General features: G+C 62.6%; 22 protein-coding genes and 1 tRNA gene. 15 read left to right on the top strand and 8 right to left on the bottom strand.

The features are described from left to right. Nucleotides 1-9: 9 nt before the first annotated feature. Complete coding sequence (locus VJ698_RS13320) at nt 10-537, bottom strand: SRPBCC family protein (RefSeq protein ID WP_324103257.1); 528 nt, start codon at nt 535-537, stop codon at nt 10-12. 236 nt (nt 538-773) lie between these two features. Between VJ698_RS13320 and VJ698_RS13315 the strand changes: the two genes are divergently transcribed. Further along, nucleotides 774-1,268: a TonB family protein gene (locus tag VJ698_RS13315; RefSeq protein WP_324103256.1), complete on the top strand. Its 495-nt coding sequence runs from the start codon at nt 774-776 to the stop codon at nt 1,266-1,268. A 227-nt stretch (nt 1,269-1,495) separates the two neighbouring features. Here VJ698_RS13315 and VJ698_RS13310 read toward each other — a convergent pair whose 3' ends face one another. The 3 genes from VJ698_RS13310 to VJ698_RS13300 all read right to left on the bottom strand — a co-directional run bounded on the left by VJ698_RS13310 (nt 1,496) and on the right by VJ698_RS13300 (nt 2,687). Then, the gene (locus VJ698_RS13310; RefSeq protein ID WP_324103255.1) at nt 1,496-1,726 is read right to left on the bottom strand and encodes a hypothetical protein; all 231 of its coding nucleotides are present in this window, start codon (nt 1,724-1,726) and stop codon (nt 1,496-1,498) included. Next, nucleotides 1,727-2,203, bottom strand: coding sequence for a hypothetical protein (locus VJ698_RS13305; protein WP_324103254.1), 477 nt, complete (start codon nt 2,201-2,203; stop codon nt 1,727-1,729). A 64-nt stretch (nt 2,204-2,267) separates the two neighbouring features. Continuing rightward, the gene (locus VJ698_RS13300; protein ID WP_324103253.1) at nt 2,268-2,687 is read right to left on the bottom strand and encodes a hypothetical protein; all 420 of its coding nucleotides are present in this window, start codon (nt 2,685-2,687) and stop codon (nt 2,268-2,270) included. Between the two features lie 167 nt (nt 2,688-2,854). On the opposite strand from VJ698_RS13300, the gene VJ698_RS13295 reads away from it, so the two are divergent. The 5 genes from VJ698_RS13295 to VJ698_RS13275 all read left to right on the top strand — a co-directional run bounded on the left by VJ698_RS13295 (nt 2,855) and on the right by VJ698_RS13275 (nt 5,687). Then, complete coding sequence (locus VJ698_RS13295) at nt 2,855-3,409, top strand: hypothetical protein (RefSeq protein WP_324103252.1); 555 nt, start codon at nt 2,855-2,857, stop codon at nt 3,407-3,409. Nucleotides 3,410-3,824: 415 nt separating this feature from the next. After that, nucleotides 3,825-4,127 carry a DUF883 family protein gene (locus tag VJ698_RS13290; protein ID WP_414691155.1) on the top strand — a complete coding sequence of 101 codons (303 nt, stop codon included), beginning with the start codon at nt 3,825-3,827 and terminating at the stop codon, nt 4,125-4,127. A gap of 10 nt (nt 4,128-4,137) precedes the next feature. Next, nucleotides 4,138-4,530 (top strand): phage holin family protein, encoded by a 393-nt coding sequence (locus VJ698_RS13285; protein WP_324103250.1) that lies wholly within the window; start codon nt 4,138-4,140, stop codon nt 4,528-4,530. A 9-nt stretch (nt 4,531-4,539) separates the two neighbouring features. Continuing rightward, the gene (locus VJ698_RS13280; RefSeq protein WP_324103249.1) at nt 4,540-4,908 is read left to right on the top strand and encodes a hypothetical protein; all 369 of its coding nucleotides are present in this window, start codon (nt 4,540-4,542) and stop codon (nt 4,906-4,908) included. Between the two features lie 98 nt (nt 4,909-5,006). Continuing rightward, nucleotides 5,007-5,687, top strand: a complete 681-nt coding sequence (locus tag VJ698_RS13275) for an OmpA family protein (protein ID WP_324103248.1) — start codon at nt 5,007-5,009, stop codon at nt 5,685-5,687. Between the two features lie 60 nt (nt 5,688-5,747). Here the strand turns inward: VJ698_RS13275 and VJ698_RS13270 are convergent, their stop codons facing one another. Beyond that, entirely contained in the window at nt 5,748-6,611 is an 864-nt protein-coding gene (locus VJ698_RS13270; RefSeq protein ID WP_324103247.1) for a c-type cytochrome, read from the bottom strand. 210 nt (nt 6,612-6,821) lie between these two features. Here VJ698_RS13270 and VJ698_RS13265 point away from each other — a divergent pair. The 6 genes from VJ698_RS13265 (at nt 6,822) to VJ698_RS13240 (ending at nt 13,807) form a co-directional block, all read left to right on the top strand. Then, a tRNA-Arg gene (locus tag VJ698_RS13265) sits at nt 6,822-6,897 on the top strand. Between the two features lie 171 nt (nt 6,898-7,068). Continuing rightward, entirely contained in the window at nt 7,069-7,944 is an 876-nt protein-coding gene (locus tag VJ698_RS13260) for a MurR/RpiR family transcriptional regulator (protein ID WP_324103246.1), read from the top strand. Between the two features lie 219 nt (nt 7,945-8,163). Then, on the top strand, nt 8,164-9,132 hold the full coding sequence (locus VJ698_RS13255; protein WP_324103245.1) for a TAXI family TRAP transporter solute-binding subunit: 969 nt from the start codon (nt 8,164-8,166) through the stop codon (nt 9,130-9,132). Between the two features lie 197 nt (nt 9,133-9,329). Continuing rightward, nucleotides 9,330-11,864 carry a TRAP transporter permease gene (locus tag VJ698_RS13250; RefSeq protein WP_324103244.1) on the top strand — a complete coding sequence of 845 codons (2,535 nt, stop codon included), beginning with the start codon at nt 9,330-9,332 and terminating at the stop codon, nt 11,862-11,864. 36 nt (nt 11,865-11,900) lie between these two features. Beyond that, on the top strand, nt 11,901-13,241 hold the full coding sequence (locus tag VJ698_RS13245; RefSeq protein ID WP_324103243.1) for an aspartate aminotransferase family protein: 1,341 nt from the start codon (nt 11,901-11,903) through the stop codon (nt 13,239-13,241). Continuing rightward, complete coding sequence (locus VJ698_RS13240) at nt 13,238-13,807, top strand: carboxymuconolactone decarboxylase family protein (protein ID WP_414691154.1); 570 nt, start codon at nt 13,238-13,240, stop codon at nt 13,805-13,807. Before VJ698_RS13245 ends, VJ698_RS13240 begins: the two co-directional genes overlap by 4 nt. A 25-nt stretch (nt 13,808-13,832) precedes the next feature. Here VJ698_RS13240 and VJ698_RS13235 read toward each other — a convergent pair whose 3' ends face one another. Both VJ698_RS13235 and VJ698_RS13230 read right to left on the bottom strand, forming a co-directional pair. Next, the gene (locus VJ698_RS13235) at nt 13,833-15,476 is read right to left on the bottom strand and encodes a methyl-accepting chemotaxis protein (protein WP_324103242.1); all 1,644 of its coding nucleotides are present in this window, start codon (nt 15,474-15,476) and stop codon (nt 13,833-13,835) included. Between the two features lie 409 nt (nt 15,477-15,885). Further along, the gene (locus tag VJ698_RS13230) at nt 15,886-16,656 is read right to left on the bottom strand and encodes a Crp/Fnr family transcriptional regulator (protein ID WP_324103306.1); all 771 of its coding nucleotides are present in this window, start codon (nt 16,654-16,656) and stop codon (nt 15,886-15,888) included. 369 nt (nt 16,657-17,025) lie between these two features. Here VJ698_RS13230 and VJ698_RS13225 point away from each other — a divergent pair, with 369 nt between their 5' ends. After that, a complete protein-coding gene (locus VJ698_RS13225; protein WP_324103241.1) occupies nt 17,026-17,313 on the top strand; it encodes a PsiF family protein in 288 nt (95 codons plus the stop codon). 124 nt (nt 17,314-17,437) lie between these two features. Continuing rightward, nucleotides 17,438-18,091, top strand: a complete 654-nt coding sequence (locus tag VJ698_RS13220) for an energy-coupling factor ABC transporter permease (protein WP_324103240.1) — start codon at nt 17,438-17,440, stop codon at nt 18,089-18,091. Nucleotides 18,092-18,093: 2 nt separating this feature from the next. Here the strand turns inward: VJ698_RS13220 and VJ698_RS13215 are convergent, their stop codons facing one another. Further along, on the bottom strand, nt 18,094-18,903 hold the full coding sequence (locus tag VJ698_RS13215; RefSeq protein ID WP_324103239.1) for an alpha/beta hydrolase: 810 nt from the start codon (nt 18,901-18,903) through the stop codon (nt 18,094-18,096). Between the two features lie 194 nt (nt 18,904-19,097). Between VJ698_RS13215 and VJ698_RS13210 the strand changes: the two genes are divergently transcribed. Then, nucleotides 19,098-22,904: a TonB-dependent receptor domain-containing protein gene (locus tag VJ698_RS13210; RefSeq protein WP_324103238.1), complete on the top strand. Its 3,807-nt coding sequence runs from the start codon at nt 19,098-19,100 to the stop codon at nt 22,902-22,904. The last annotated feature ends 126 nt before the right edge of the window (nt 22,905-23,030 follow it).

Here is a 23,030-nt window from a genome sequence, read left to right as displayed (position 1 = left end):
TTTGGCAAGCTAATGCATGCCGCGCTCGATTTCCCTCGACACCGCGTCCACCATCTTCCTCACATTGGACCGCACGGCGGCCGTGCCCAGCAGCGGCGGCAGGAAGAAATTCGGCTCAAGCGTGCTGGAGAAATGGATGCGCGTGCCGTCCATGCCATCCTGCGTCGCTGGTTCCAGATCCCAGTGCGCGGCGTAGTGCTTCAGGTCGCCGGACAGCAGCGTGACGTCGATGCGTGCCATGGGTTGTTCCACGATGCGCAGCTTCATGTGCACCGGAAGCGTGAAGAAAACAAAACCGCTCCGGCTGTGCTGCTCGATGATCGCTTCGTTGTGCGAACGCGAGATCAGCTTCGACGATTCCAGATCGGGCACGAACAGCGGCAGTCGCTCGTAATCGGTCAGTACCTGCCATGCACGCTGCGGCGAAGCGCGCACGAAGGCGCTCGCCTCGACGGCGAACATCGCTTCCCCATTCTGCTGGATGCGGTGCGCATCGGCCTGCACTTCGCCGTGCGCCGGATGCTCCTGTGCATGCATGTTCGGACTCCACAAGACAATGAGCAATGCGACAATGCGGATCATTGTCTCAGGGTAGGAGAGGGCGCCGCGGATGCAAGCCCGACGTGAGATTTGTAACACCGGGTAAGATTGCTTCCACGCGCGAATCGCCCTACATTACTTTCTCTGGAAGATTTCGCTTCGGCATTGCCGGCCGCATCCTGACATGCAAGCGAATCGATCCGCTTTTCCCTACGCATCGCGAAGGCACGGCCATGAAAATTCGCACCGCACTGCTTCTCACCGCCGGCGTGCTCGCCGGCTGCGCTACCAGCACTCCCGACACGTCCACCGATCGCTCCTCGGCGAAAGCGTTGCGAGCCGAAAGGAGAGCGGATACGCGCCATGAATCCGCCTCCGGCGCCAGCACGATCGACGGCTACAAGCGCGACCTGGCGATGCGCATTTCCGACATCAATTCCAGCAAGGTCTATCCTGGCCGCCCGCAGGCGCTGCTGCGCTCGGTGGTGGTGCTGCGCTATTCAGTGGATGCGCAGGGCAACCTGCTGCGCAGCGAGATCATGCGTTCGAATCGCGATCGCGAAACCGAATCGACAGCACTGGCCTCATTGCGCAGCGCCGCGCCTTTCCCCAGGCCCGCATCGCACCTTGTGCGACATGGCAAGCTCGAGCTCTCGGAGACCTGGCTGTTCAACAACGATGGCCGCTTCCAGTTGCGCACCATCGCGCAGCCGCAGATGGATCAGTAAGCCGCGGCGGCTGCCTTCATTTCTCAGGCGAACAAGGTCATCTGTGCCTTGTTCGCTGCGTGCATTGTAAATTCCTCCCGCTCCTGCCCCTCGTTACACATTTTTACATCGCGAAAAGCCGTTTAAATTCAATTGTTTGAAAACTCCTCACCGGGTTCGCGCGCCGATTTTGCTGAACGTGCGAACTGGCGGTGCATCCAAGCTGCTGCATCGATGATGCCTTTCTTTTAACTAAAGGAGTTCCCTATGAGGCTAAAACCAACAATCCGATCGCTGTCGTTCGTCATGATTGCGTCGGTGTCGTCCATTGCATTGGCACAATCAACGGGAAGCGGCAGCAGCGCAACTTCGCCGTCATCCACGTCGTCGTCCGGCATGTCGTCGTCCCCGTCGAGCACTGATCCGACCAAGCCCGGCACCAGTTCTTCCGCCGCATCGCCGTCGAGCAGCGGCAGCACCTACGGTGGCACGTCGGGTAGCAGCGGCATGAGTGGAAGCTCGTCATCCGGATCGAGCGGCACCTCCGGCAGTTCGGGCAGCGGCAGCGGTGCATCGGGCACGTCCGGCGGCAGCAGCGGCAGCAGCGGTATGTCATCGGGTAGCGGCGGCATGTCATCCGGCAGCTCGGGCACCTCCGGCACCGGCTCTTCAGGTTCGGGCAGCATGGGCGGCACCAGCTCTGGCGCGTCAGACACCGGCTCGACCGGCGCTACCGGCAGCACCAGCGAGAAGCCATCTGCCAGTTCGAGCACCTCGGGTGCAAGCGACACCACGACGGGCAGCACCACGCCGCACAAGAAGGCGAAGAAAAAGCACAAGGCCAAGAAGTCCAGCAAGGCCAAGTCCTCCGGTCCTTCCGCTTCGTCCTCGAGCTCCGATACCGGCACAAGCTCCGATACCTCGTCTTCGACCAGCAAGTAAGAAAAAACTTGCAACCATACGCTGCCCCAAAAAAAAGCGGCCCTCGGGCCGCTTTTTCATGCATGGAATGAATGCGCGTCAGTTGCCGTGGCCGCGTCCGTGACCACGCCCCGGATGATCCTTCCCGGGCTTCCCGCCTCTGCCGCCCCTGCCATCTTCGTCATACTCGCTGGTCCTGACGAAATAAACCGGCACGCCGCAGGCATTGTACTTGTGGCAGTGCTTTTCCCACTTCATCGCATGGCCAGGGGGGACGTTGAGGTAGATCGGTGCCATCGTGACCGGGCGCGCCGGACGCGCAATGATCACGGGCTGCGCAAAGACGACTGGCGGCGGCGGGTTGTTGCCGATATCGATCCTGCCGTACACGCCCGGCGAAATCTGCCCGGCGACCGTGACGCCGACGCTCACGTCGGATGCATGGGCCGCGGCGCCCTGCAGCAGGGAAAGACTGGCGAGGGTGAGGATGGCAATGCGCATGGTTCTCCAGGAGGTCATGGTTGGCCGCATCAGGCGGCACGCATGCAGCAATGCTAAACGGGACGTGCATTGCAGGCAAGCAGCATGTTGCATGCGCAACGATTCATGCAAGCCGCGTTGTCGTGCGCGGCCGATTCTGTTTAAATGGCCAGGAGCCTGCGCAGCAGACAACCATCGCCCTCTCCATGAAAACAGCCACATCCCCCATGATCGCCGCCGCCGCATACAAGCGCCCGCAAAAACTCTATCGCTATTCGCAGCGAACCTGGCTGGAGCGTTCGCTTCAGCTCGGCGAATTCCGTCTGCACCCGCCTGTCCAGGAGACCATTGCCACGGCTGCCAGCGATCAGATCCTGCCCTTCGGTTCGCGCGCGGCCAGCCCATCCACGCGCTACCTCACGCTCAGTCTCGCCAATGCCTGGGATGAAAAACTGTTCGACGCTTTCGGCGGCGCCGACTGCTGCCTGGTGATCCATGACGCGGAGGAGTTCGGTGAACGCCTCCACCGCGCGGCGCAGCGCATCCTGCCCAGCTGGGCAGGCATCGATGCGGCCATTTCCTACGGCATGCCGAGTCCGCTCGGCGAGGCCTTTTCCAAGGCGCGACAATACGCGCAGGAAAAGGAGTGGCTGTTCGCATGGCGTCCGATGCAACGCACGCTCGCCTGCAACCCGGTCACCATCACGATCGGCAGCATTGAAGGCATCGCCGAATTGCGCGACAAGTCCGGCGCACGTTAGGCGACCGCGGCCGAAGGTGCCTGCTCCGGACGCGTGCACGTCGCGCATTCCCTGTATTCCCGCTACGCTCCGTTAGCCGACAAGCTGCGCGAGCGGGCAGGGCATGCGGGCATTATTCAATGCGTCCGGCGAGAACGGAATCGCAACGGCGCTGATGCATCTCTTTCACTTCATCTGATGCGCATCAACAAAGCGGCATGCAGGCCGGAAAGTTCGCTTTTCTGCAAGTCTCCGTGCTTTACATTTCGTAAATTACCTGACATAAATAGCTTATAGCCTGTTGCTGAATGCGAGGAATGACCGGGCGCGGATCACAGGATCCGCCGTTGTCATTTCAGGAAGGCCATCCCATGTTGACTGTCGCCGGCAACTCGCCGGCGACTGCATTTTTTCGAGTCATTACCGGAGCAACATCATGTTGAATTCAAACATCAAAACCGTAAGGAACGATATGAAAACCCTCGTCAAGGATGCACAGGAACTGTTCCGCGAAGCCAGCCATACGACAGGAGAAAAGGCTGAAGAACTGCGTGCCAGGGGATTGGTCATGCTCGATACCGCCATGGAAAAGGCGCAGGAAGTCCAGGCGGCAGCAATTGAAAAGGGCAAGGCCGCGGCGCACACGACCGATGAGTTCGTGCACGATCATCCGTGGAAAGCGGTCGGCATCGCCGCGGGCGTCGGCCTGATTGTCGGCATGCTGATTTCGCGCCGCTAGCCCGCGCATCATGGAGCGTCAACAAACGCGTTCCGAAGATGCTGCTCCCGGTTTCATCGCCGGCTTCGCCGGGCTGGCGAAAAGCGGATTCGCCCTGCTGATGAGCAGGGTTGAACTGGCCGCGCTGGAACTGGGAGAGGTCCGCAACAACATCGCAAAGCTGCTGCTGGTCGGCGCGCTGGGCATCGTCGCGCTATGGTTCGCACTCGGCTGCTGGACCGCGCTGATCATCGTGCTGGCGTGGGACGCAATGGGATGGAAAATCCTGCTCATCGTGGCTGCCGCTTATTCCCTGCTGGCGCTCGGCATCCTGCTGTACGCGCGCACGATGCTCGGCAGCGAACAGCTGTCGATGCCGGCCACCATGACCGAGTTGCGCAAAGACCGCGACGCATTGCTGTAAGAGGCCCGCATGAACCAAGCCGATCGCAAGAAACAGCTCATCGCGCAAGGCGCGGTCCACCGGGCCGAATTCCTGTTCGCCACACAGGTGACAAAGGAAAGCCTGCGGCCGGAATCGCTGGCGCGAGGCGTCATGCACCAGGTTGTGCTGACCGCAGCGTCCATGGTCAGCCGGCGCAACCTGTCCGGACTGCCGGGCGTGAACCTGCAGACGGTGCTGCCCCTCGTCATGACGGGTATCTCCGCCTTGTCCAGGCGGAAGGGTTTAAGGAGATACGTGCTGCTGGCCGGCCTTGCTGCCGGCGCGGCGGCGCTCTACACAAGGAAGAAAAAAGAGGGGCATGCCGCCACCGAGCAGGATTTCGTCGGGCCGGAGTGATCCGATATCCAGTCCGCGCGCTTGTCCGCGAGTAACTTGCCGAACTTGCATCACCACGGTATGTCCAAACATTGTTGTCCATACACATGAGGATATGCATGATGCGTAATCGACCTATTGTTGCCGCGCTTGCCGTCATCGTTACACTTGCGGGCTGCGCGAACATGACTGAGGAACAACGCCGCACTGCGACGGGTGCGGGAATTGGTGCCGGCATTGGTGCCGTGCTCGGAGCGAGCACCGGAGGCGGCGGAGGCAAGCGCGCCGCGACCGGGGCAGTGCTGGGCGGCGCGGCCGGCGCAGTGGCGGGCAACATCTGGTCCAAGCGCATGGAACAGCAGAAACAGGCCATGGAGCAGGCCACGCAAGGCACCGGCGTGCAAGTGTCGCAGACGCCCGACAACCGCCTGAAGCTCGATATCCCGTCCGACATTTCGTTCGACACCAACAAGGCCGACATCAAGCCCAACTTCCGGCCCGTCCTCGACAAGTTCGCCACCACGCTCAAGGAAAACCCGAATACCAACGTGACGATCATCGGGCACACCGACAGCACCGGCGGCGACGCGATCAACGATCCGCTGTCGCTCAACCGCGCCGCGCACACGCGTGACTACCTGACCGCGCGCGGCGTGGCGGCGAACCGCATCAAGGTCGAGGGCCGCGGCTCACATGAACCGATCGCGCCGAACGACACCGAGGCCAATCGTGCGCGCAACCGCCGCGTCGAGATCTTCGTCGCCGAACCGGAATCCACTGCGCAGGCACCGCAGCGATAAGTGCTCTGAGCAATAAAAAAGCCGACCCGCGGGTCGGCTTTTTTTGTGTGCTGTGGATGCTTACTTGGCAGCGGAAACCATGTAATCGACAGCTGCCTTGACGTCGTCGTCCGGAGCGGTCGAGCCACCCTTCGGCGGCATCATGCCGGACTTGCCCTGGAAGCCCTTGATCGCATGTTCGTGCAACGTGGCCGCACCTTGCTTGATGCGCGGTGCCCATGCAGCCTTGTCGCCGAACTTCGGCGCACCGGCGACGCCCGTGCCGTGGCAGGCCTGGCAGGTCGACTCATACAGCTTCTTGCCCGCATCGCCAGCTGCTGCTGCCTTCGGCTGTTCGGCCGGGGCCGCTGCCGCAGGTGCCGCTGCCGAGGCTGCCGGAGCAGCAGCTGCAGCCGGAGCTGTCGCCTTCACTTCCGGTTCCTTCAGCTTGCCGCCGGACTGGTTGGCCATGTAGACCACTGCGCGTTCAACTTCCACATCATCCAGGTCAGGATTGCCACCCTTCGGAGGCATCATGCCGGACTTGCCCTGGAAGCCCTTGAGCGCGTGGTCGAACAGCGTGGCTTCGCCTTGTGCAATGCGGGCAGACCATGCGCCGGCGTCGCCGACCTTTGGTGCCCCGGCAGCGCCGGTGGCGTGGCAGGCTGCGCAAACTGCCTTGAATACCGCTTCACCGCCTTGCAGCTGCTTCGGTGCGCTGACATCCTTCAGGACGAAACCTTCATCCGCGACCGGGCGCAGGCGCTCGGCAATCGCCTCCGGGGACTGGCTGCCCGAACCGGCGCCAACCTTGTTGCTGTTGGCCACGTACTGAACCAGCAGCACGATGCAGATGATAGGCACCAGGAAGCCGGCGATCACGGCAGCAATCAGCTGCTTGGGTGTCCTGATGGCGGATTGGTGTTCGTTGTGTGCGTCGCTCATTATTCCCTCAATGCAATTTTCGAAACCGGTGGGCAGGCTTGCGGGTCAGGGGCACGGCGCATGAAAAACCATGAATGCTGCAGTGCAATACCTCGCAAAACCCTTGATTATAGACGCAATATGATCGGTTTGGAACGGAATATCGCCGCCCCGCATGGACGCCCGGGCAGAAAACCGGTATCCTTCATGCCTCTCCAGCATTTCCTCTACGCGGCTGTAGCTCAGTGGATAGAGTATTGGCCTCCGAAGCCAAGGGTCGTGGGTTCGATCCCCGCCAGCCGCGCCATCTGCAACATCTGTTTTTCCCTCCCTTATTGGTCTGCCCGGGAGCTCTTTCATTCTGGGCGCATCGAGTATTCCCGCAGTGATCGCTTCACGCCGATGAGCCTTCGCCTGAATCCGCCTCGAATCGTGTAACATTCGATTCATTTATGCACAGCTGTTTCAGGAGACTTCCATGGGCGTGATCAACCAGATACTTGACGGCTTTTCGTCGCTCAGTCCGAAGCTGCAGGCTGCGGCACGTTTTGTCGTGGATCATCCCAGCGAAGTCGTGATTGCCTCGATGCGCGGCGTGGCCGAGCGTGCGGGCGAGCAGCCGGCGACGCTGGTGCGCCTGGCGCAGCAGCTGGGTTATGCGGGCTGGCCGGACCTGAAGTCGGCGCTGGCGCATGACCTTGGCCTGCACCAGGACAGCTACGGGCAGCGGGCGAAGAGTCTTGCTGCGCGCGGGCGCAGCGCGGACCTGCCGAGCGAATTGTTCGTGGCGCAGCACCAGAACCTGAAGACGACTGAAATGCAGTGTGCCGATTCCCTGCATCATGCCGCCGGCCTGTTGCGCCGCGCGGAAACGGTGCACATCGCCGGCTTTCGCGCCAGCTATCCGATCGCGTATGCCTTGTACTACGGCTATCGGCTGTTTCGTAACTCCGTGCAGCTCATCGATGGCCAGAGCGGCGGGCTGGAAATGCAGTTGCGCCTGTTCGAGCCGAAGGATGTCCTCGTGGTCACCAGTTTCGCGCCGTATTCGCGCGAATCCCTGCTGGTCGCGGAGGCGGCCAAGGCCGCCGGGCTGCGCATCATCGCGCTGACCGACAGCCAGGCTTCGCCCTTGGCCTTCGATGCGGATGTGACCGTCCTGTTTTCAGTTACCAGCCCGTCTTTCTTTCCTTCCGTCGTGGCCGGCGTGGCACTGACCGAGGCACTGCTCGAACTACTGGTCGCTGATGCCGGGAAAGTGGTGGCGCAAAAAATCGAACGCGCGGAGCAAGATCTTTTCCACTCCGGCGCGTATCTGCAGGCGCCGGCAAAGCGGGCCGGCAAGTCGGCCTAAACGACATTCCATGCGCCAATCCGGCGCGCTTCGTGCAAGAAGTATTCTTGATGGAACAAGTGTTGCAATTCCCTTGACAGCGGTGCATTTGTTACTTAAAGTCGGGGCTCTGCAACACTTGTTGCGGAAACATTTGCCATTTTCAAGGTCAAATGTTTTCCGTATCGGTGAGACGAGACAGATTTTTCGGTTCAATCACAAATTCCATTGGAGACAAGCATGCGCATCGCAATCGCTCCCATCGCAGCTGCCCTTGCTGCCGCAATCCTCATCCCCGGCCCCGCCGCACTGGCGCAGCAGAAATTCGTGACCATCGGCACCGGTGGCGTGACTGGTGTTTATTACGCGGCGGGCGGCGCGATCTGCCGGCTGGTGAACAAGGACCGCGCGAAGACCGGCCTGCGCTGCTCGGTGGAGTCGACCGGCGGTTCAGCCTACAACGTCAACGCAGTGAAGGCCGGTGAGCTCGACTTCGGGGTCGCGCAATCCGACGTGCAATACAAGGGCTACAAGGGCGAGCCGCCGTTCAAGGAAGCGTTCCCCGAGATGCGCACGGTGTTCTCGCTCCATCCAGAGCCGTTCACCCTGGTGGCGCGTCCTGACGCCAATGTGAAGAACATCACCGATTTCAAGGGCAAGCGCCTGAATGTCGGCAACCCCGGCTCCGGCCAGCGCGCGGCGATCGAGGAATTGCTCACCGCCGTGGGCATGAAGCTGTCCGACCTGTCGCTCGCTTCCGAACTGAAGGCGGACGAACACGGCGCTGCGCTGTGCGACAACAAGATCGACGGCTTCTTCTACAGCGTCGGTCATCCGTCCGCCAACATCCAGGACCCGACCACGGCGTGCGGCGCGAAGCTGGTGCCGATCACCGGTCCGGGCGTGGATGCGCTCGTCAAGAAACATCCGTACTACGCCTTTGTCACCATTCCGGGCGGCATGTACGCGAACAACCCGCAGCCGACCAAGACCTATGGCGTGCTGGCGACGATGATCACCTCCAGCAAGGTGCCAGCTGACGTCGTCTACAACATCACCAAGGCCGTGTTCGACAACTTCGATGAATTCAAGAAGCTGCATCCCGCCTTTGCCAACCTTGACCCGAAGCACATGGTCACCGATGGCCTGAGCGCGCCGCTGCATGAAGGCGCCGCCCGCTACTATCGCGAAAAGGGCTGGATCAAGTAAGAGAACGTATTTCGTTTCGCATGCCGGGGCACGTGTAAGGACGCGTGCCCTGGCGCGTCTTTCCGGGCGCGGTTCCGTTCGCGCGCCGGCGGGCTTCGTGCGTTCGATTTCCATGCCGCTTCATTGAGGTTCAGATGACCACCACTCCATCTTCCCCCGCCAACGTCGATCTCCAGCAGCTTGTACAAGAAGCTGACATGGGAGGACGAAAACCGACCGGTATCGCCAAGACGGTCCTGTTCGTCGCCTGCATCGCCTGGTCGCTGCTGCAGCTGTGGTACGCATCGCCCTTGCCGTTCAAGCTGCACGTCTTCGTGCTGAACGACACCGAGATGCGCGCGCTGCATCTCGCCTTCGCGCTGTTCCTGGCTTATACCGCCTACCCTTTCCGCAGGGCTTCGCCGCGCAAACGAATTCCGATCGCGGACTGGATACTGGCCGCTGCCGCGGCCTTCTGCGCGGCCTACCTGTTCCTGTTTTATCACCAGCTGGCGGACCGCCCCGGCCAGCCGATCATGCAGGACATGATCGTCGCCGTGCTCGGCATGCTGCTGCTGCTGGAAGCCACGCGTCGCGTGGTCGGGCCGCCGATGGCGATCATCGCGAGCCTGATGCTGGCGTTTGCCTTCGCCGGCCCGTACATGCCTGACGTGCTGGCGCACAAGGGCGTGTCGCTGAGCAAGGCGGTGTCGCATTACTGGCTGTCGAGTGAAGGCGTGTTCGGTGTTGCGCTGGGCGTGTCGTCGAGCTATATCTTCCTGTTCGTGCTGTTCGGCGGCCTGCTGGAGAAGGCCGGTGCCGGCAGCTATTTCATCAAGGTCGCCTATTCGCTGCTCGGCCACCTGCGCGGCGGCCCGGCCAAGGCGGCGGTGGTGTCGTCGGGCATGATGGGGATGATTTCCGGCTCCTCCGTGGCCAACGTCGTGACATGCGGCACCTTCACCATTCCGCTGATGAAGCGCGTCGGCTATCCGGCACACAAGGCCGGCGCGATCGAGACCGCGGCGGGCGTCGACGGACAGATCATGCCGCCGGTGATGGGCGCCGCCGCCTTTCTGATGGCGGAATACGTCGGCGTTCCCTACGCGGAGATCTGCCGCAACGCGGCACTGCCGGCAGCGATTTCCTATATCGCACTGTTTTACATCAGCCACCTCGAAGCGCTCAAGCTCGGCATCCACGGCCTGCCGCGCGCGCCTGGCGCGACCACGCTCGGCCGCCTCGCCGGCTTCGGCATGACGATCGCCGGCACCATCCTGCTCGCCAACATCGTGTACTACGGCCTGGGCTGGATCAAGGATCTGCTCGGTTCCGGCGCGATCTGGGTGATCGTTCCTGCCATCGCGCTCGCCTACCTCGGCATCCTGTGGGGCGTGTCGAAGCAGCCGGACCTCGAGATCGACGATCCGAATGCGCCGATGCTCACGCTGCCGCCGGTGAAGGAGACTGTGCTCGCCGGTCTGCATTACCTGCTGCCAGTGGTGCTGCTCGTGTGGTCGCTGCTGATCGAGGAACTGTCGCCGGGCCTGTCCGCGTTCTACGCGACGATGTCGCTGATCGTGATCCTGCTGACGCAAAAGCCCTTGCTGGCGTTGTTCCGGCGCCAGGAAAATCCGCTGTCGCGCATGCAGGAAGGCTGGCACGACCTGGTGCAAGGGCTCGAACTCGGTGCGCGCAACATGATCGCTATCGGCATCGCCACTGCGAGCGCAGGCATCATCGTCGGCACCGTCTCTGTGACAGGTCTTGGCCTGGTGATGTCGGAACTGGTCGAGCTGATATCCGCCGGCAACCTGATTGTGATGCTGCTGCTGGTGGCAGCGGTGTGCCTGATCCTTGGCATGGGTATGCCGACCACCGCGAGCTACATCATTGTCTCGACGCTGATGGCGCCGGTGATCGTCGATCTCGGCTCGCAGACCGGCCTGGTGGTGCCGCTGGTTGCCGCGCACATGTTCGTGTTCTATTTCGGCTTGATGGCCGACGTGACGCCGCCTGTGGGACTGGCGGCCTTTGCGGCTGCGGCAGTAGCCAAGGCGGACTTCCTGAAGACCGGCGCGACTGCCTTCTTCTACAGCATCCGCACCGGCATCCTGCCTTTCATCTTCATCTTCAACACGGACCTGCTGCTGATCGGCATCGAGTCGTGGTGGCACCTTGTCATCGTCGTCGCCAGCGCGATCATTGCGATGCTGGTGTTCGCTGCCGCGACGCAAGGTTGGTTCGTGCGCCGCAACCGCTGGTATGAATCGGCGCTGCTGCTGCTGGTCACCTTCACGCTGCTGCGCCCCGGCTTCTGGCTCGACCAGTTCTACGAGAAGTACCAGTTGCAGCCGCCAGCGAAGCTGTTTGAACTCGCCAAGGCCGCACCGCCGGACAGCAGCCTGCGCGTGCGCATCGAAGGCACCTCGCTCGAAGGCAAGGATGTGCACAAAACCGTGCTGCTGCCGCTCGGTAATGCAGGCGATGGCCGCAAACGTATCGCGGCATCCGGCCTGATGGTTTCCAATCTCGGAGGAGATATCGAAGTGATGGCCGTCGGACTGAAGAGCCGCGCGGACAAGGCCGGCTTCGAACAGGGCTTCAAGATCACGGGCATTGAAACGGAAGCAGACCGTCCGGCCAAGGAGTGGCTGTACATCCCGGCGCTGCTCCTGCTGCTGGGCGTCTACCTGCTGCAGCGTGCCCGCCCCGACGATGCGTCATCCGCTCCGCGCGTCGCGTCGGCTTGAGGATCTATTTTCGACTTTACTTCATCGTTACCTGACATGAGCCATATCATTCACCGTTCACTGCGCGTCGTGCCGCCGGTTGCCGCCGGCGCCAGCGGCGTCTACATCACTGACCAGCAAGGCAAACGCTACCTCGACGCCTGCGGTGGCGCAGCCGTCTCCTGCCTCGGGCATGCGCATCCGGATGTGCTGGCCGCGCTGCACAAGCAGATCGACACGCTCGCCTATGCGCACACCAGCTTCTTCACCAGCGAGGTATCGGAGGCGCTGGCCGACAATCTCGTGCAACACTCGCCCGAAGGCCTCGACCAGGTGTATTTCGTTTCCGGCGGCTCGGAAGCGATCGAGACTGCGCTCAAGCTGGCGCGCCAGTATTTCGTCGAAATCGGCCAGCCGCAGCGCACCATGTTCGTCGCGCGCCGCCAGAGCTATCACGGCAACACACTCGGCGCGCTCGCGGTCGGCGGCAATGAATGGCGTCGCAAGCAGTTCGCGCCGCTGCTGATGGACGTGGGCCGGGTTTCGCCCTGCTATGAATACCGCGATCGCCGCGTCGATGAAAGCCAGGAGGCTTACACCGCGCGCCTGCTGGCCGAACTCGATGCCGAGTTCCAGCGTATCGGCCCGGACCGCGTGATTGCCTTCGTCGCCGAAACCGTGGTTGGCGCCACCGCCGGCGCGTTGCCGCCGACGCCAGGCTATTTCAAGGGCGTGCGCGCATTGTGCGACCGCTACGGCATTCTCTACATTGCCGATGAGGTGATGTGCGGCATGGGCCGAACCGGCACACTGTATGCAGTCGAACAGGAAAATGTGGTGCCGGACATCGTCACCATCGCCAAGGGGCTGGGCGGCGGTTACCAGCCGATCGGCGCGGTGCTGGCGCGCGGCACGCTGGTCGACTCGCTGCGTAGCGGTAGCGGATTGTTCCAGCATGGCCACACTTACATCGGCCATTCCACAGCAGCGGCCGCGGCGCTGGCGGTACAGCAGGTAATCCAGCGCGACCAGTTGCTGCCGCAGGTGCGCGCGCGCGGCGAGTACCTGCGCAAGGCGCTGCATGCTCGTTTCGATGCGCATCCTCACGTCGGCGACATCCGCGGACGCGGGCTGTTCCTGGGCGTGGAGCTGGTGCGCGACCGCGCCACCAAGGAGCCCTTCAATCCTGATCTGAAGCTGCATGCGAAGATCAAGGCCAAGGCCATGCAGAACGGACTGATGGTGTATCCGATGGGCGGCACCATCGATGGCCGCCTGGGGGATCACATCCTGATTGCGCCGCCGTTCATCATCAGCGAGGCGGAACTGGACCTGGTGGCGGAGCGTCTCGGCCTTGCCATCGATGCTGCCCTTGCCGAAGTCGCGCAGGCGGCATGATGAGCCGTGACCGTTTGCCGCCCATTCCGGAAAGTGAATGGACCGATGCCCAGCGTGCCCATGCGCGCGAGATCATCGAAGGCCCGCGCGGCGGATTGATCTCGCCCTTCGTGCCGCTGCTGCGCAGCCCCGAGCTGATGACGCATGCGGGGCGCATGGGTGAGTACCTGCGCTACCGCAGCGCGATCGGCCTGCGCCTCTCGGAGCTGGCGATCCTCGTCACCGCGCGGCAATGGTCGCAGCAGGTCGAATGGGCGATCCATGCGCCCATCGCCGAGCGCGAAGGCATTGCCGCGGATACGATTCAGGCGATTGCCGAAGGACGGCGTCCGGCGTCAATGAATGACGACGAAGCGCTGGTGCATGATTTCTGCATCGAACTGCACCGTAACCGCGGCGTATCGGATGCGACATGGAACGCCGCCGTGGCGCGCTTCGGTGAGCAGGGCGCGGTGGACCTGCTCGGCATCAATGGCTATTACACGCTGCTGTCGATGGTCATGAACGTCGCGCGCACCGAGGTGCCGCCGTCGAAGGCGGCGCGCCTGCCGGATTTGTCGCAATAAGTTTCATCCGGCAGCCGCCATCGCCTCATTCGGCGCGGGCGAGTTGCAGCATTTCCCGGCCGGCGACAGCAGCCGGCGAGCGGGTTGCAATGCGCGGCATGCTGACTGGCGCCGCGTGCCGGGCATGGTCGACGCGGAAGACGTTGACCGCGTGCGAGAGGGTGGCTGCCTGCTCGCGAAGCGCTTCGGCGGCAGCGGCCGCCTCTTCCACCAATGAAGCATTCTGCTGCGTTGTCTGGTCCATCTGGCTGATGGCCTGGTTGATCTGCTCGATGCCCGCGGTCTGTTCGCGCGTGGCTGCGGTGATCTCGCCCATGATGTCGGTCACGCGCTGCACGCTGGTCACGATGTCTTCCATCGTCGCGCCGGCTTCATTCACCAGGCGGGTGCCGTCGTCCACCTTGTCCACCGAGTCGCTGATCAGCGTCTTGATTTCCTTCGCCGCCGCGGCCGAGCGCTGGGCGAGACTGCGCACTTCGGCGGCGACCACGGCAAAACCGCGCCCTTGTTCACCGGCGCGCGCGGCTTCCACCGCGGCATTGAGCGCGAGGATGTTGGTCTGGAACGCGATGCCGTCGATCACACCGATGATATCGACGATCTTCCGCGAGGAGGTATTGATCGATGCCATGGTATCGACCACCTGGCTGACCACGGCGCCTCCCTTGCCGGCGATCTCCGAAGCAGAGATCGACAAGCGGTTGGCCTGTTGTGCATTCTCTGCGTTCTGCCGGACGGTGGCGGTGAGTTCTTCCATTGATGAGGCGGTTTCTTCCAGCGATCCGGCCTGTTCCTCGGTGCGCGAGGAGAGGTCCAGGTTGCCGGTGGCGATCTGGCCGGAGGCCGAAGCGATGGTCTCGGTTCCCGAACGGACCTGCGACACGATGCGCGCCAGGTTGTCGTTCATGTACTTGAGCGCGGCCAGCAGCTTGCCGATTTCATCCTTGCTGGTGACCGTGATGTTTCGGGTGAGGTCGCCCTCGGCGACGGCCTCGGCCAGTTCCACGGCCTGCGCGACGGGCACCGTGATGGAGCGCGCGACAAGGAATCCGGCAACGATGGCCAGCAGGCTGGCCACGGCCGACAGCGCGACCATGATCACGATCGCCATCGTGCCTTCCGTCGCCGCCTCCTTGCCGTCATTCGTCATCTGCTCTTCCTGGAAGCGGATCATCTTTGCGATGGCCTCGAAGTAGGTGTCCTGCAAGGGCGCGACCTGTGTCATGAGATGGGCGACCGCCGCTTCCCGGCTTCCTTCTTTGAGCCGCGCGACGACCTGGTCACGGGCCGGGGCGTAGGCGGCGCGCGCGGCCGTGATTTCCTTGAGTATTGCCTTGCCCTTCTCTGTGACGATCACTTTCTCGAGGGTGGCCATGGTGGCGCGGGTCGCCTGCGTCGATTCGGCCAGTGCCGCGAGATATTTCCTGACATCTTCCGGATCAGACACGAGCAGGGCATTGCGCAGGTGCCGCGCGCCGGCGTTGACCGAGGTGCGCAGGTTGACGCTCAGGGCAGCCTTGGCGTAACGGTCGTTGACGATCTGCTCGGTGATATCGCTGTTGCTGTCCAGGCGGATGATGCCGACCACCGTGATCGTGAGCATCAGCAGGATCACCAGGCCGAAGCCGAACGCCAGGCGCGCGCTGATTTTCATGTCGGAAAACTTCATTTGTCTTGTCCCCGGAAATGGCTGTCACAGGCAACGGAAACCTCATTCAGGTGCCGCAGTCCTGGGTTAATTATTGTTAATGGTTTCTTTAATGCAACACATGCCAGTATAATCAAATAGTGATATTAAGAAAAGCAGTGGACTCAGGCCGCACCGCTCGGAAGAGGATGAAAGGGGATGGATAGAAGCCATCAGACGCGCGGCGTGCGCTTGCTGCCGCCCCTCGCCTTGACTGCGTGTCTCGCGACCAGGGCAAGGGGGACGACCGAAAGGCGGGGCGATGCCCTATGGCGGGATTCAGGAGGGCCGCAACAGCGAGCCGTTGCCACGATCGACAATCAGCGATTGGCGATCGGGCAGCTGCGGCAGGATGGCGCACCGGACGCGCCGGTGCCGGGATGGTGAAGCGTCAGGCAGCCGTCAGTTGACGGCTGGCCGCGGCAGCGGCTTTCTGCTTGGTGCGGGATTGCGACGGTGGCAGGCGGCGCAGGGTGCGCAATGCCTGCACGTCATGCAGCACGACCGCGCGCTGGTCGACCGAGATCAGGCCGATCGCATTGAAGGCGGAGAAGGTGCGGCTGACGGTCTCCAGCGTCAGGCCGAGGTAATTGCCGATCTCCTGCCGCGTCATGCGCAGGTTGAACTGCTTGCCGGAATACCCCATCTCGCTGAAGCGCTCCGACAGGAAGACCAGGAAGCGGGCCACGCGCGCTTCGGCGCTCAGCGAGCCGAGCGTGCCGACCATCGCCTGCTCGCGTACCAGCTCGCGGCTCATCACGCCGTAGATCGCCGCTTCCATCTCTGAATGGGAACGGCCCAGCGAAGAAAATACCTTGAACGGAACCAGGATCACTTCGCAGTTCGAGAGCGCGACGGTTTCGGTCGAATACTGGCGGCTGTGAATGCCATCGATGCCGAACATGTCGCCCTTCATCGGAAAACCCAGCACCTGCTCGCTGCCGGTCTCGTCGATCATCACCGACTTGAGGAAGCCGGAGTACACGATGTACAGCATGTCGAAAGGCTGTCCGATGGTGTGGATGCGCTGGCCGGTCTTGAACTGCATGTGCTGGAATTGATACTCGTCAGCATTCACCCGCGCCGAAACCGGGATGCGCAACAGGTCGCAGACTTCCTTGAGGCTGGACCACAGTTTGCCTTGGCGTTGCCAGGAGGGCATTGTTGCCGGCGATGCCGCATGCAGGGGAGCGGGCCGGACTTCGGAGATTTGCAGTGTGGACATTGTTGTTCCTGTTATTGAAATGAGTTATGAACAAGCACGGAATTTCCATGGGTGAATGCGATTTGCGATAAAGCAATCGGTGAAAGGATTATGTCGATTGGCTGCCGTGTCGAACATCGGCAACTGGATGAAAAAAAGCGTCGGAACAAAGGAAGCAGCGGGTAAGGATTTTCCTACGCTGTCAAGATGTGGATTTCCGTCATGGAAAGTTTAAAAAAACGCAAACCCGCGCGGAAAATGTGCTGTAATAAAGCCGGCTTTTACCCACACAGCCCACGCGGTACAACTTTCGCAAAGGAGGCAATAATGAAGAAAATGATCGGTGCAGCCCTGCTGGCCCTCCCAGTCCTGTTCCATCCGGCATTCGCCGCGACAGCGCAGCAGAACAAGATGGCCACTTGCAACAAGGAAGCGGGTGACCGGAAAGGCGATGAGCGCAAGGCCTTCATGAAGGAATGCCTGAGCAACAAGCCGAAGGTCAGCGATGCGCAGAAGGCGCAGCAGGAAAAGATGAAGACCTGCAACGCGCAGGCCAAGGGCATGAAGGGCGACGAGCGCAAGAAATTCATGAGCGATTGCCTGAAGAAAGATTGATGCCGCACTGGCTGTCATGACAGGCATGCTTCGAGGCCCGCTCCGGCGGGCCTTTGTTTTTCATGCGCGGCGCACGCTCGGGAGAATCTCCCCCGGCGGCGTCCGCGGTTTTCTATAATGGGCCATGGGAATTTTCGACGTTTCTCTTCCGCCGGTGGTCGCCTACGTGATGCTTGCCGCGTCGATCGCGGCTTTGGCGCGCGACGCGATGCACACGCAGTGGAAACAGATCGACCGCCTCGGCGCGTTTTCCGCCTGGTGCTTTTCAGTGATCGTGTTGCCCTTGCTGTGGCGGATGGATGTACGCATCGGAAACGAAATCGACCTTCACCTGCTCGGCATGCCGCTGTTCGTGCTGATGTTCGGCCGCCCGCTGGCCACTGTCGGTCTCAGCCTTGCGGTGATCGCCCACACGGCGCTGCAGGGCGGGCTCTGGAGCAACCTCGGCCTGAACCTGCTCGTGCTGGCGGTCTTCCCCGCCTGGTGCGGCGATGCCGTGATGCGCGCGACGCGGCGCTTCCTGCCGCATCACATCTTCATTTATTTGCTGGGCAACGGTTTTTTCGGAACGATGGCCATGCTCGCGGCCACCGATGTGGTGACGATTGCCGCGCACCAGATATGGGTCGCGCCAGTTGCCGCCGATACCATCGCCTACATGCTCCTGCTGGCCTGGGGCGAATCCTTCCTGACCGGATTCCTGCTCACCATATTCACGGTCTACCGGCCGGAATGGGTGCTGACCTTCGACGATGACGTGTATTTGCGCGGGAAGTGAAGTCAGGCTTCCTTGATGAAGCGTCCGGCGTGCATGCTCAATAGCGCCGGCTGGTCGCGGTGCGGCACGTGGCCGCATTGCGGAATCGCCACCGCTCGCGCGTTGCGTTCGTGGCGCGCCAGCCGTTCGATCCCGTGGATCTGCTCCAGCGTCGCATACTCGTCCTGCTCACCCTGCAGCGCGAGCACCGGGCAGGTAATCTTCCGCACCTCATCCTCGATGTTCCAGTTGCGGAAATCCGGATCGAGCCAGGCATTGTTCCAGCCCAGGAATACCGCGTCGCCGTCCGCGTGATAGCGACCCAGGCGTGCTCCGAAATCGGTGTTCAGGTACATCTCGCGCACCTTGCGTATTCCTTCGACCGTGACATCCTCGACGAATATATGCGGCGCGACGACGACGATACCGCTGACCGCTTCCGGAAAACGCGCGGCGTACAGCAAGGCGATCGAGCCGCCGTCACTGTGGCCGAACAGCCAGGGCCGCTCCACCCCCAGCGCCGACAGGAAGGCGGGCAGGGCCTCATACGCCTGGTCGTGCAGGTAGCTGAGCGGAAGCGGTTCTTCCACGGGACGCCGCGTCGATTGTCCGTAGCCGTAGCGCGAGAACACCAGGCCGCGCAGGCCGTGTTCCTCGCAAAAGCGTTGCGGAAACTCCTTCCACGTCGCAACCGAGCCCAGTCCCTCGTGCAGGAATACCACGACCGGACAAGGTGACTCGGCCACACCGACCCACTGGTACTCGAGCTGGATGGTCCTCCCTTTCCAGGGGATGTCGGCGAACTGCATGCCGGGTTTCTCGCTAACTGTCATTGCTTTCCTGTCGCTTCCTGCCGCTGTTTCTAATCACCGGAATTATGCCACTCACCTTCAGGACGGACTTTTTGCCAACTGTCGGTACGCCTGATTTGCATGGTGCGGGGCGTAGTTGACTGAAGTCAAGGAGTTGAATTACTTTGAGGAAATAAGATGCCGGCACGGCATATCGCATTCGAGGGAGAGAGCAAGTGGCAAAGATCGCCTGGGCCATTCCGTTGGCCTGCGCACTGGCGGGGACAGCGTATGCGGAAGCATTCACGCGCAAGGTCGACACCGTCGGCCAGGTGGTGGCCAACAAGGGCGACGAGCAGCTCAACCCGGTCGAGTTGCCGGGCTGGCGGCGCCTCGACGCGCAGCAATGGCTGGCCGAGGGCGACAACCTGCGCACCGGCGCTTACGGCGGCCTGAGCGTGCTGTTTCGCGACGAAACCCAGATCCGCATCCATGCCAACACCACCTTGCGGATCAAGAACATCGGACGCCGCACGCAGGGCGAGACCAGGCTGTCGCTTGAACGCGGCGGCGTCTGGATGCGCGCCAAGACGATTCCCTCCGGCCTGAGCATTGATACGCCGTCCGCCACCGTTTCCGTGCGCGGCACCGACTGGTCACTGACCAGCGATGCGCGGGGTGCCTCGACGCTCACCGTGCTCTCGGGCCAGGTTCGCTTTTTCAATGAACACGGCGAAGTGCTGGTCGAACGCGGCGAGGCGGCGTTCGCCGAAAAAGGCAAGGCACCGGTCAAGCGCTACATCGTGCAGCCGAAAGACCAGGTGCAATGGCAATTGTCGACCGGATGGATCGACATCATTTCCCTCACCGGCGACACGGCCAGCGCACTGCGCGAAAAGCTGGCGCATGCGCCTGCGCCGCGCGAATCCCTGTTGCTGCGCGCCCAGCAGGCTTTTGACCTGATGGAGTACGGCCAGGCGCAAGAGCTGCTGGTGCAGGCGCGCGCGAAGGGCGAGCCGCCGGGACGGATCGCACTGGTCGAAGGTCTGATCGCGCTGCAGCAGGAGCGCGTCGATGATGCGGCCCGGTTACTGGGTAACGCCACACCGGAGGGCAGGCGCGAGCAGATGGCGCTGCGCTTCGGACAGTACGGCTTGTTGATCCGCCAGCGCGCCTATGCGCGCGCCGGCGAGGAGCTGGACCGCATCGGCAAGGAATTCAGCGACTTCCCCGAACTCCCGCTCGCCCGCACCTGGCGGCTGGCCTTCCAGGGCGAACTGGAGCAGGCGCTGCCGATCGCGACAGAAGCGATGCAACGCTTCCCGTACGAAGTGCGTTTCCCTGTCATCCTCGCGCATCTCCACATGCTGCTGGGCGACGCCACACAGATGCGCAGCATGCTCGACGCCGGCCAGGCGCTCGACCCGGTCAATCCCTACCTGCTGCACCTCGACGCCCTGTATTACGTCACGATGCATCCGGACCCGCAACTTGCCAAAGAGCGGGCTCTGCGGGCGATTGAAGTCGCGCCGGGCTATGCGCAGATCTGGAACGACCTCGGGCTGGCCTGGCAGGACCTGGGCGATAAGCGGAACGCCGAAGCTGCGTTTCGCCGCGCCATTGCGCTCATGCCGTCCGCCGCGGAATTCCACGCGAACCTCGCCATCCTGCTGATCATGCAGGATCGCCTCGCTGAAGCCCAACAGTTGCTCCAGCACGTCGTCGAGCTCCATCCTTCGCTCGCGACCGGCCCGGAAGGCCTTGGCCTCGTTGCGCTGGCGCAGGGAAAGAACGAGGAAGCGCTCGACTGGTTGCTGAAGGCTGTACTGCTGAACCCCGGCCTCTCCGAGGCGCAGACACTGCTGGCGATCACGTATTACCGTGACGAACGCTTCAAGGCCGCCGACAGCGCGCTCGACAGCGCCGTCCGCTACGACGCCAACACGCCCCTGCCGCATCTGCTCAAGAGCCTGATCGCGCAGGATCAGGCCGAGGCGGGCAAGGCAATCCGTCATGCGCGCGCCGCCTTCGACATCTACCTGAAGAGCGGCGAAGTAACGATCGACGGTGTGCAGAACAGCCAGTCGGGCAACTCCGGCCTCGCCTCCGCCTACGGCAACCTTGGGCTGGCGAACTGGGGTGATTTCCTCTCGCAGCGCGCCTACAATCCTTACTGGGCGAACAGCTATTTCACCACCGAAGGGCTCTACGAATCGGGCAATGCGCGCTTGGGCAGCCTGATGCAGGGCCTGCTGCTCGACCCTTCCGCCGTCAGCTATTCGCCGCGCTATGCAGAGTTCGGTCCGCGTCGCCCGCGCCATGACCTAGTGGCCGGCGCGAATTTCACGAGCGAAAGCGGGCATCTCGCCAACAGCCAGTCGGTGACTGCGATGGGCTTCGTGCGCGATGATCTGTCGCCGTCCTCGTATTCCTATCTGGTCAGCGCGTCGCGCGGCTTCGACCCCGGCGCGCGCGCCAATGCCGATGCCAGAAACGAAAGCATCACCGCGGCACTCGGCGCAACGATCGATCCGGACACCGGTGTGCTGCTGCGCCTGAGTGCCACGCGCGCGAAGAGCGGTATGCCTGGATCGCTGGCCACGCCGGACTTCGATGATCGCTCCGATACCACCTCCGTCAATGGCAACATCGGCCTGCATCGCCGGCTCGGCTACCACGACGAGTTGCTACTGTCGGCATTCGCCGCGCGCGACCGCAACCAGTTGCGCAATGCCGATCCCTTCGGCAGCACGCTCTCCGCGCTGGATTACTCGCTGGTCACGCAATTCGGGCTGGAGCAGGCGCGCGAGCTTTATCGTCAGGGACTGATCGACGCCACCTTCGATCCGGCTTTCCCCACCTACATCGTCGGCCCGACCGTGCCGGGATGGCCGCAGCTGGCGAGCACTATACCGGCCAGCCTTGACCTGGATCCGCGCCAAAGCAGGAAAGTGACGTCGCGTCTGACGCAACTGCAGGCCAAGCGCCTGCTCGACATCGGCCCGCTGCAGGCAAGCTATGGCGCGGAATGGGCGTGGAGCAGAAGCAGCGTCGATACCGCGCGCACTTCAGGACGCGTCGATAACAACGGTATCCTGGTCTTCTCCGATCCCGGCGCCGTGCCGCCGTCAATGGCGGGCGGGATGCTGGATCCAAGCGTCCCTGCAGTGTTCTTCCCCTACGCGACGCCGGTGCTGCAGGCACAATCCACCAGCATCGCCAGCAATTTCGGGCAAGCCTATGCCAGCGCGCGCTGGCCGCTTTCCCGCCGCCTGCTGCTGGATGGCGGCCTGAAGCTGCAGCATGCCGACGACGGCACGCACAGCGTCAACCGCACGCATCCGCAGATCGGCATCGCCTGGAACGTCGCCGACAATCAATGGTTGCGTGCCGCCTGGCAGCGCCAGTCCGGCCTGCCGCTGCTCGGATCCTTCGGCCCGATGACCACCGTCGGTCTCGGCGTGGCGGATGCCTATGTCAGCAACGGCGGCGTGAGCACTGCGCGCCAGTTGCAGTGGGACAGCGAGTGGAACCAGCGGCTGATGAGCTTCGTGCGAATCGCAGAGCAGGACGTGCAGGGATTCGCGATGCCATCGGCCAACCCGTGGGACGTACTGACCGCCGGCGACGTGACGATCCGTAATGCGTCGGCGGGCGCGAACCTGTGGCTCGGTGAGCGCTGGGGCTTGTCGACGGTGTATCGCCTGACGCACTCCGCCAATCACGACGCATCCAGCGCGGGCAAGACGCTGCCGCTGATGCCGCAGCGCGCCTTCACCTTCGGCGCGACCTGGGTGCATCCCGCACAGGTGCGTTTCAACCTGGCGCAGTCCTACACCGGTCCCGCGCAGGCCGACCTTGCCAACACAACAAGGCTCGCCGGCTACTGGCTCACGAATGCCAGCGTCAACTGGCAGCCCGCGCCGAAGCACTGGTCATGGACGCTGTCCGTCAACAACCTCTTCGACCGTCGCTACCAGGTCGCGCGCGATTATCCGGGCGTGCGCAGGACGGTACTGCTCGGTGTCGAATACCGGAACTAGTGTCCTGTCTCGTAAATAGGTGCGCAAAATGAAATCGATGCATTTCGGGCCAGGACAAGGCGCAAACCGCAGCGATACCGGGCGGTATCGCGAGGATTTGCAACGCGGGCATGGCCCGAAATGCGC

The sequence above is a fragment of the Noviherbaspirillum sp. genome, assembly GCF_035254685.1.
Lineage (GTDB): Bacteria > Pseudomonadota > Gammaproteobacteria > Burkholderiales > Burkholderiaceae_D > Noviherbaspirillum.
This window is presented reverse-complemented; position numbering and strand designations above follow the sequence as displayed.

What these genes read in the sequence shown, in the direction of transcription:
- VJ698_RS13320 (WP_324103257.1), bottom strand. Translation starts at nt 537, where the DNA reads ATGCATGCACAGGAGCATCCGGCGCACGGCGAAGTGCAGGCCGATGCG.
- VJ698_RS13220 (WP_324103240.1), top strand. Translation starts at nt 17,438, where the DNA reads ATGGGAATTTTCGACGTTTCTCTTCCGCCGGTGGTCGCCTACGTGATG.
- VJ698_RS13250 (WP_324103244.1), top strand. Translation starts at nt 9,330, where the DNA reads ATGGGAGGACGAAAACCGACCGGTATCGCCAAGACGGTCCTGTTCGTC.
- VJ698_RS13315 (WP_324103256.1), top strand. Translation starts at nt 774, where the DNA reads ATGAAAATTCGCACCGCACTGCTTCTCACCGCCGGCGTGCTCGCCGGC.
- VJ698_RS13235 (WP_324103242.1), bottom strand. Translation starts at nt 15,476, where the DNA reads ATGAAGTTTTCCGACATGAAAATCAGCGCGCGCCTGGCGTTCGGCTTC.
- VJ698_RS13290 (WP_414691155.1), top strand. Translation starts at nt 3,825, where the DNA reads ATGTTGAATTCAAACATCAAAACCGTAAGGAACGATATGAAAACCCTC.
- VJ698_RS13300 (WP_324103253.1), bottom strand. Translation starts at nt 2,687, where the DNA reads ATGACCTCCTGGAGAACCATGCGCATTGCCATCCTCACCCTCGCCAGT.
- VJ698_RS13270 (WP_324103247.1), bottom strand. Translation starts at nt 6,611, where the DNA reads ATGAGCGACGCACACAACGAACACCAATCCGCCATCAGGACACCCAAG.
- VJ698_RS13215 (WP_324103239.1), bottom strand. Translation starts at nt 18,903, where the DNA reads ATGACAGTTAGCGAGAAACCCGGCATGCAGTTCGCCGACATCCCCTGG.
- VJ698_RS13295 (WP_324103252.1), top strand. Translation starts at nt 2,855, where the DNA reads ATGAAAACAGCCACATCCCCCATGATCGCCGCCGCCGCATACAAGCGC.
- VJ698_RS13280 (WP_324103249.1), top strand. Translation starts at nt 4,540, where the DNA reads ATGAACCAAGCCGATCGCAAGAAACAGCTCATCGCGCAAGGCGCGGTC.
- VJ698_RS13275 (WP_324103248.1), top strand. Translation starts at nt 5,007, where the DNA reads ATGATGCGTAATCGACCTATTGTTGCCGCGCTTGCCGTCATCGTTACA.
- VJ698_RS13255 (WP_324103245.1), top strand. Translation starts at nt 8,164, where the DNA reads ATGCGCATCGCAATCGCTCCCATCGCAGCTGCCCTTGCTGCCGCAATC.
- VJ698_RS13225 (WP_324103241.1), top strand. Translation starts at nt 17,026, where the DNA reads ATGAAGAAAATGATCGGTGCAGCCCTGCTGGCCCTCCCAGTCCTGTTC.
- VJ698_RS13260 (WP_324103246.1), top strand. Translation starts at nt 7,069, where the DNA reads ATGGGCGTGATCAACCAGATACTTGACGGCTTTTCGTCGCTCAGTCCG.
- VJ698_RS13285 (WP_324103250.1), top strand. Translation starts at nt 4,138, where the DNA reads ATGGAGCGTCAACAAACGCGTTCCGAAGATGCTGCTCCCGGTTTCATC.
- VJ698_RS13230 (WP_324103306.1), bottom strand. Translation starts at nt 16,656, where the DNA reads ATGCCCTCCTGGCAACGCCAAGGCAAACTGTGGTCCAGCCTCAAGGAA.
- VJ698_RS13240 (WP_414691154.1), top strand. Translation starts at nt 13,238, where the DNA reads ATGATGAGCCGTGACCGTTTGCCGCCCATTCCGGAAAGTGAATGGACC.
- VJ698_RS13245 (WP_324103243.1), top strand. Translation starts at nt 11,901, where the DNA reads ATGAGCCATATCATTCACCGTTCACTGCGCGTCGTGCCGCCGGTTGCC.